The following is a 6,309-nucleotide window of genomic DNA, read 5'->3' as shown; positions in this document are numbered from 1 at the left end:
TGAGACATCCTGGAGGTATCGGAAGTGAGAATGCTGACATGAGTAACGATAAAGGGAGTGAGAGACTCCCTCGCCGAAAGTCCAAGGGTTCCTGCTTAAAGTTAATCTGAGCAGGGTTAGCCGGCCCCTAAGGCGAGGCCGAAAGGCGTAGTCGATGGGAACCACGTTAATATTCGTGGGCCTGCAGGTAGTGACGGATTGCGTGTGTTGTCAGGTCTTATTGGATTGATCTGGCAGCGAAGCGGTTCCAGGAAATAGCTCCTGCATATAGACCGTACCCTAAACCGACACTGGTGGACTGGTAGAGAATACCAAGGCGCTTGAGAGAACTGCGTTGAAGGAACTCGGCAAAATGCACGCGTAACTTCGGAAGAAGCGTGACCTCCATTTAGGCAACTAGGTGGAGGTGGCACAGACCAGGGGGTAGCGACTGTTTACCAAAAACACAGGGCTCTGCGAAGTCGCAAGACGACGTATAGGGTCTGACGCCTGCCCGGTGCTGGAAGGTTAAGAGGAGATGTGCAAGCATTGAATTGAAGCCCCAGTAAACGGCGGCCGTAACTATAACGGTCCTAAGGTAGCGAAATTCCTTGTCGGGTAAGTTCCGACCTGCACGAATGGCGTAACGACTTCCCCGCTGTCTCCAACGCAGACTCAGTGAAATTGAATTCCCCGTGAAGATGCGGGGTTCCTGCGGTTAGACGGAAAGACCCCGTGCACCTTTACTATAGCTTTACACTGGCATTCGTGTCGACATGTGTAGGATAGGTGGTAGACTTTGAAGCAGTGGCGCCAGCCATTGTGGAGTCATCCTTGAAATACCACCCTTATCTATATGGATGTCTAACTGCGGCCCGTTATCCGGGTCCAGGACCGTGTATGGTGGGTAGTTTGACTGGGGCGGTCGCCTCCTAAAGAGTAACGGAGGCGCGCGATGGTAGGCTCAGAACGGTCGGAAATCGTTCGTCGAGTGCAATGGCATAAGCCTGCCTGACTGCAAGACTGACAAGTCGAGCAGAGACGAAAGTCGGTCATAGTGATCCGGTGGTCCCGCGTGGAAGGGCCATCGCTCAACGGATAAAAGGTACGCCGGGGATAACAGGCTGATGACCCCCAAGAGTCCATATCGACGGGGTTGTTTGGCACCTCGATGTCGACTCATCGCATCCTGGGGCTGGAGCAGGTCCCAAGGGTATGGCTGTTCGCCATTTAAAGCGGTACGTGAGTTGGGTTCAGAACGTCGTGAGACAGTTCGGTCCCTATCTGCCGTGGGTGTAGGAATATTGATAGGATCTGTCCCTAGTACGAGAGGACCGGGATGGACGTATCTCTGGTGGACCTGTTGTCGTGCCAACGGCATAGCAGGGTAGCTATATACGGACGGGATAACCGCTGAAGGCATCTAAGCGGGAAACCCACCTAAAAACGAGTATTCCCTATCAGAGCCGTGGAAGACTACCACGTTGATAGGCCGGGTGTGGAAGTGCGGCAACGCATGTAGCTTACCGGTACTAATAGCTCGATCGACTTGATCACTCTCATTTACAATATCCATCGAACGAAGTTCGATAGATATTAGTTTAGTTTATGTCCTTACGGCTGAGCGCCTGACTAACGTCAGGCTAGCCTGCGGACAGCACGCCGAAACATCGGCGACGGCCAGTCGGCCTTGCGAAGCTACGCTTCGAAACGTTTAAACTGATATCGTTTTATTATCTGCACGAAAGACAACCAGCTTCTCATATTTGTGTTCTTCGCCGACCTGGTGGTTATGGCGGAGCGGCTGCACCCGATCCCATTCCGAACTCGGCCGTGAAACGCTCCAGCGCCAATGGTACTTTGTCTTAAGACACGGGAGAGTAGGTCGCTGCCAGGTCTGCTAAGCACACAAATCAAATCATCTTCTCAAACCAATACAAAACAGATTAGTAAGCGCGATGCGCAAAAAATACCAAACCGGTTCAAAATAAACACCCTGGCGCGGGGTGGAGCAGCCCGGTAGCTCGTCAGGCTCATAACCTGAAGGCCGCAGGTTCAAATCCTGCCCCCGCAACCACTCTACAGTACCCCATGCTACCCGGCAGTAGCCCAAAACTACGATACAGTACGCCATAGCACTGCGATCAGACGCTAAATCCCTGACATTAAAAAACAAATTTCAAAATCGACAGGTGCAAAGCGGGGCTGGCCGCAGGCGATGACAATGCCGCTTGTCCGATGGATGAGCTACTAGGCAGCCTCTCTCCGGTCTCGATTGTTGGCAGGAACTCAGACTCAGGTCAGAAGGCTTGATGTCCTCACAGCCAAAGCACTGTGTTGTTGCGAAAAGCTGGGGGTCGAAAATCTCGGTTCAGGAAATAGCCGGTGTCTTGTTGGGCTGCATGAAGGCAGCTGGCCGCTGGTGTCGGCCATGCCGACCATATCGTGCGTGCCCGCGCTGCCTGCGATAAGGCCCAGGGTCAAAGCGGGCCTGCCCCCGTGCTTATCTAGCTTCTGGTTCCGAGCATAGCGCTTTCGTCCGCTTCTAGCGCGTCAGGGGTCTTTGGTGGTGACTGATGCGGCAAACAAACGAGAACAGCAGGGCCCCACCAAGTGCCAGATCGCGTCTGTCACCTCGTCAAGCGCCAGTCCTGTAACTTGGATCGACCGGGCATAGTTTCGCCACTGGCTCTGCTTGCCGGTATCCTCGAAGAAGACACTGGTCAGACCCGGTGGTCGCGAAGAGGGGATCGCGGTTCGTCTGCGCTCGAACGTCGCACTGATCGCGGCATCAAGCTCGTCATCCGGAATGCTGACGACCTAGGGAATTGCCCAGAGGTCGAAGTAGTCCTTCATCCGCCCGTTGATTATGCCGAGCGCCACGATCGCTTGAAATTTCTCGGCAATTACGACCGCTGGAGGGTAGCTGCGAATGCGTGGGGATTCCATACCGAGAAGAGAAGGGTAGGAGGTCATCTCGGCTCCCGCCAATGCATCACCGAACCCGATGTCGATGGTGACTGGTATCCTTGTGCGCTCTAGGAAGGCTACGGTGCGAAGTCGCACCCCGTTGTATTCCATCTCCTCGCGGATGGCCTCCGCCTGTAGTCCGTCGACATCGAAGACGAGTCCGTCATCGTATTGGGCTGCCATAATGTCTGCGAAGATCGATTTCAGCGTCTCTCCGTCTGCCTGACCGTATCCAAGGAAATCGACGTCGCGGGTTTCGCGGTTGTCTCCGTCCAGCCAGAGTGTAACGAGCATACCGCCCTTGAGGATGAAACGATCGGCCTTGTCGGACACCGACAGTCGGAAGAGCAGTCGCTCGAGGGCATATCGGACCATGACAATTTCGAAAACCCGCCCCTCACGGCGAGCAAGATTGCTGAGCTGCTGCTTGATGGAAGCCGCCCTGTTTCTGATTTCTCTAGCCATTCGAGGTCAGGGCCTCCAGATAGGGTTTCATCTTTTTCCAGGCGCCGTTCGCCATCGCAGTCTCGGTTATGGCCCCAGGACTCGCCTTTCGGTGCTGGAGCGCTGCGCGCAGCGCCTCTATGGCAACCGATCGATCAACGAGCCTGCTCCGGAAGACATCGGCAAGCGACTTCGGGGCTGAAAAAACCCGCACATCAACTCCGGAAATCTGATGATGTTCCACGCCCTGCTTCATGTAGGCGTCCTTGAATTCCGTAATCCTTATTGGCGGATAGGCGGGCGCAACTGCCCAGTCCTTCTGGCTTACCGCCATCCACACTTCGCGTGGGATCTGATCCGTAAGACCGTGAAAGGCGAGCGCTGAAGTCAGAGCAACGACGCCCTGTGGAACCAGTTTCGCTGCTTCAGCCAGAGCCTGCAGCGTGTCAAGATCTGCATCCGCACGCTGGTAGAGCCCGCGTGACAGTCGCACAAGCTCTCCTGCCTCCACGGCTCGGGCGATGGTCATCGCGAATATGCCTGCCCTCCGAAGCTCATAGAACCGTACAATCGGGTGTTCTGCGATATAGTCACGCAGTCGTTCCTGCTGTGTCGATGCGGCCACTTGTTACCTATCCTGGGTTCAACTCATGTTTGGACCCAGGATAGGTAACACGAAATTAGTTACTTATCCTGGGTGTAACTGCGTTCTTCACCCAGGATAGGTAACAATTCTGTGGGCTGTGGCCTCTCTGTCTCGCTTCGAGGCCGCACCAGGTCGCTCTCGAAATTTCCGGCACCGTTCCTGATCCAGTGCGCGACCTCATCGAGCGTTACCTGGAGCCAGGGGGAGCGAAGGCCGCATTCCCAGACGGTGCCCACCCGCCAGCCGGACGCGTTCAAGGCAATGCGAACTTCTAGGTCGCGGGCCATGTTGCGTGCGAACTTTGCGGCCCAGAACTCAGGGTTCGATGCTGGCGTGGTGCACCAGTGGCAGCCTTCGTGCCGATGCCAGAAGCAGCCGTGAACAAACACGGCTGCCCTTCTCGATTTGAACAGAAGGTCAGGGCGACCGGTTACATCCGGATCGTGGAGACGAAATCGAATACCGGCCGCGTGAAGATGACGTCGAAGTGTCAGCTCCGGCTTGGTATTCTTGCCGCGGATGCCAGACATCATCTGCGATCGTTTTTCCGGACTCACTACGTCGATCATGACGTTTTGCCTGTCATTTCCACACGAAGATGATATTCATTGCAAATACTGTCTACAACTCCGAAGAGCGTGATTCTTGCCATCATATTCCGTCGTCGACATCTTTGCAGGGCCGGGTGGGCTCGCGGAAGGCTTTTCGAGCGTTCCCGGCATGGGGGGTGAGCGTGCCTATCACATTGCTCTTTCGATTGAGAAGGAAAGGGCTGCACATTCCACCCTGCGTCTGAGAAGCTTCCTGCGCCAGTTCAACGGCGTGCTCCCTCAGCAGTACTATGATTTTCTGATGCGCGGTAGTGACGAGCCGGACTGGGCGACGGAATATCCGCGCGAATGGGCCACGGCCGTGGACGAAGCGTGGCAGCTGGAGCTTGGCAAGGAAGATCCGGACCAGCGGCTCAATCGACGCATCGACGAGATCCGCGAGCAAAGCGGTGGCAACTCGATCCTGATCGGCGGTCCACCATGCCAGGCCTATTCGCTCGTCGGCCGTGCTCGCAATCAGGGGAAGAAGGATTACGTCGCCAGCGATGACGAGAAACACTTCCTCTACAAGGAATATATCCGGATTCTGGACCGCCTGCAGCCGGCTGCCTTTGTCATGGAGAACGTCAAGGGCATGCTGTCTTCATCGGTGGATGGCGAGAATCGGATCTTCGATCAGGTTCTTCGCGACCTTCGTGGAGAAAGGCCGGGGACAACCGAATATCGGCTCGTTGCACTTGACCCGAGATCCCGCCGCCAGCTGGATTTGTCGGCCTTCGAGCCACGCGCTGCCGATTTCATCGTGCGCGCCGAAGACTTCGGCGTTCCGCAGGCCCGTCATCGGGTCATCGTTGTAGGACTGCGCGCCGATGTCGCGGAAGGTCTGCCGACGGCGGCCCTGGCTGATCTCATGGTGCGGCATACTCTCAAGACGACTGTTCAGCATGTCCTCGACGGCATGCCGAAGCTGAGAAGCGGGCTGAGCCGTGGTATCGACGGCGATGACGAATGGCGTGCCGTGGTTGAAGATGCCATGGCCCTCGTGGCAGATCTGGACATCGGTCTGACTGAGGACCTGCAGCTGTCCTTCACTGTCCAGGCACGAAAATGCCTCGCCGCCCTGAGGGGAATGAGCCGGCTTCCGGGCCGCGAAGCATGGGGAAACGGGATTTCCGCCGAATGCCCCGCCGAACTGCGGGACTGGCTTGTTGACGAAAGACTTTCCAACCTTCCGAACCACGCGACGCGAAGCCATATGCCGAGTGACCTTGCACGGTATTTCTTTGCGGCGGTATTTGCCCAGGTGGTCGGTCGATCACCCAAGGCAACCGATTTTCCCGAAGAGCTTTCCCCGAATCATGAGAACTGGAAGACTGGCAAGTTTGCAGATCGCTTTCGTGTTCAGATTTCCGGCGGGCCCTCGACGACGGTGACGAGCCATATCTCGAAGGACGGGCACTATTTCATCCATCCGGATCCGCTTCAGTGCCGCAGCCTTTCGGTACGAGAAGCAGCCAGACTTCAGACCTTCCCCGACAACTATTTCTTCAAGGGAAATCGGACGGAGCAGTACATCCAGGTCGGCAACGCGGTCCCCCCCTTGCTCGCCCGCTGGATCGGCGAGGCGCTGTTTTCCATCCTCACAGCGCATGCCGACGCTGCAGACGAACAAATCGGAAGGGCCAGACTGTCGAATGTCGCCTGATCAAGACGTTGCCA

Annotated in this window: 4 protein-coding genes, 1 tRNA gene and 2 rRNA genes (1 of these 7 running past the window's edge); 4 read left to right on the top strand and 3 right to left on the bottom strand. The window is 56.2% G+C overall.

Annotated features, from left to right (window positions below; translation table 11 throughout):
• The 3 genes from CES85_RS04690 to CES85_RS04680 form a co-directional block, all read left to right on the top strand.
• A 23S ribosomal RNA gene (locus CES85_RS04690) occupies positions 1-1,536 on the top strand (it extends 1,373 nt beyond the left edge of the window).
• A gap of 225 nt (positions 1,537-1,761) precedes the next feature.
• Positions 1,762-1,876, top strand: a 5S ribosomal RNA gene (gene rrf / locus CES85_RS04685).
• Between the two features lie 103 nt (positions 1,877-1,979).
• Positions 1,980-2,056, top strand: a tRNA-Met gene (locus tag CES85_RS04680).
• Between the two features lie 743 nt (positions 2,057-2,799).
• On the opposite strand, the gene CES85_RS04675 is transcribed toward CES85_RS04680, so the two are convergent.
• From CES85_RS04675 to CES85_RS04665, 3 genes are read right to left on the bottom strand one after another with little or no spacing between them, the layout of a single operon-like run.
• Positions 2,800-3,414, bottom strand: coding sequence for a nucleotidyl transferase AbiEii/AbiGii toxin family protein (locus CES85_RS04675; RefSeq protein ID WP_244923227.1), 615 nt, complete (start codon positions 3,412-3,414; stop codon positions 2,800-2,802).
• Positions 3,407-4,018 carry a type IV toxin-antitoxin system AbiEi family antitoxin domain-containing protein gene (locus CES85_RS04670; RefSeq protein ID WP_095444850.1) on the bottom strand — a complete coding sequence of 204 codons (612 nt, stop codon included), beginning with the start codon at positions 4,016-4,018 and terminating at the stop codon, positions 3,407-3,409. The genes CES85_RS04675 and CES85_RS04670 overlap by 8 nt, the downstream gene beginning before the upstream one ends.
• 59 nt (positions 4,019-4,077) lie before the next feature.
• Positions 4,078-4,608 carry a very short patch repair endonuclease gene (locus tag CES85_RS04665; RefSeq protein WP_095444849.1) on the bottom strand — a complete coding sequence of 177 codons (531 nt, stop codon included), beginning with the start codon at positions 4,606-4,608 and terminating at the stop codon, positions 4,078-4,080.
• A 76-nt stretch (positions 4,609-4,684) separates the two neighbouring features.
• Between CES85_RS04665 and CES85_RS04660 the strand changes: the two genes are divergently transcribed.
• Entirely contained in the window at positions 4,685-6,295 is a 1,611-nt protein-coding gene (locus tag CES85_RS04660) for a DNA cytosine methyltransferase (RefSeq protein ID WP_095444848.1), read from the top strand.
• Positions 6,296-6,309 lie beyond the last annotated feature (14 nt).

It is taken from the genome of Ochrobactrum quorumnocens (assembly GCF_002278035.1).
Taxonomy (GTDB): Bacteria; Pseudomonadota; Alphaproteobacteria; order Rhizobiales; family Rhizobiaceae; genus Brucella; species Brucella quorumnocens.
The sequence above is the reverse complement of the archived record's forward strand: the minus strand, read 5'-3'. Positions and strand labels throughout refer to the sequence as shown.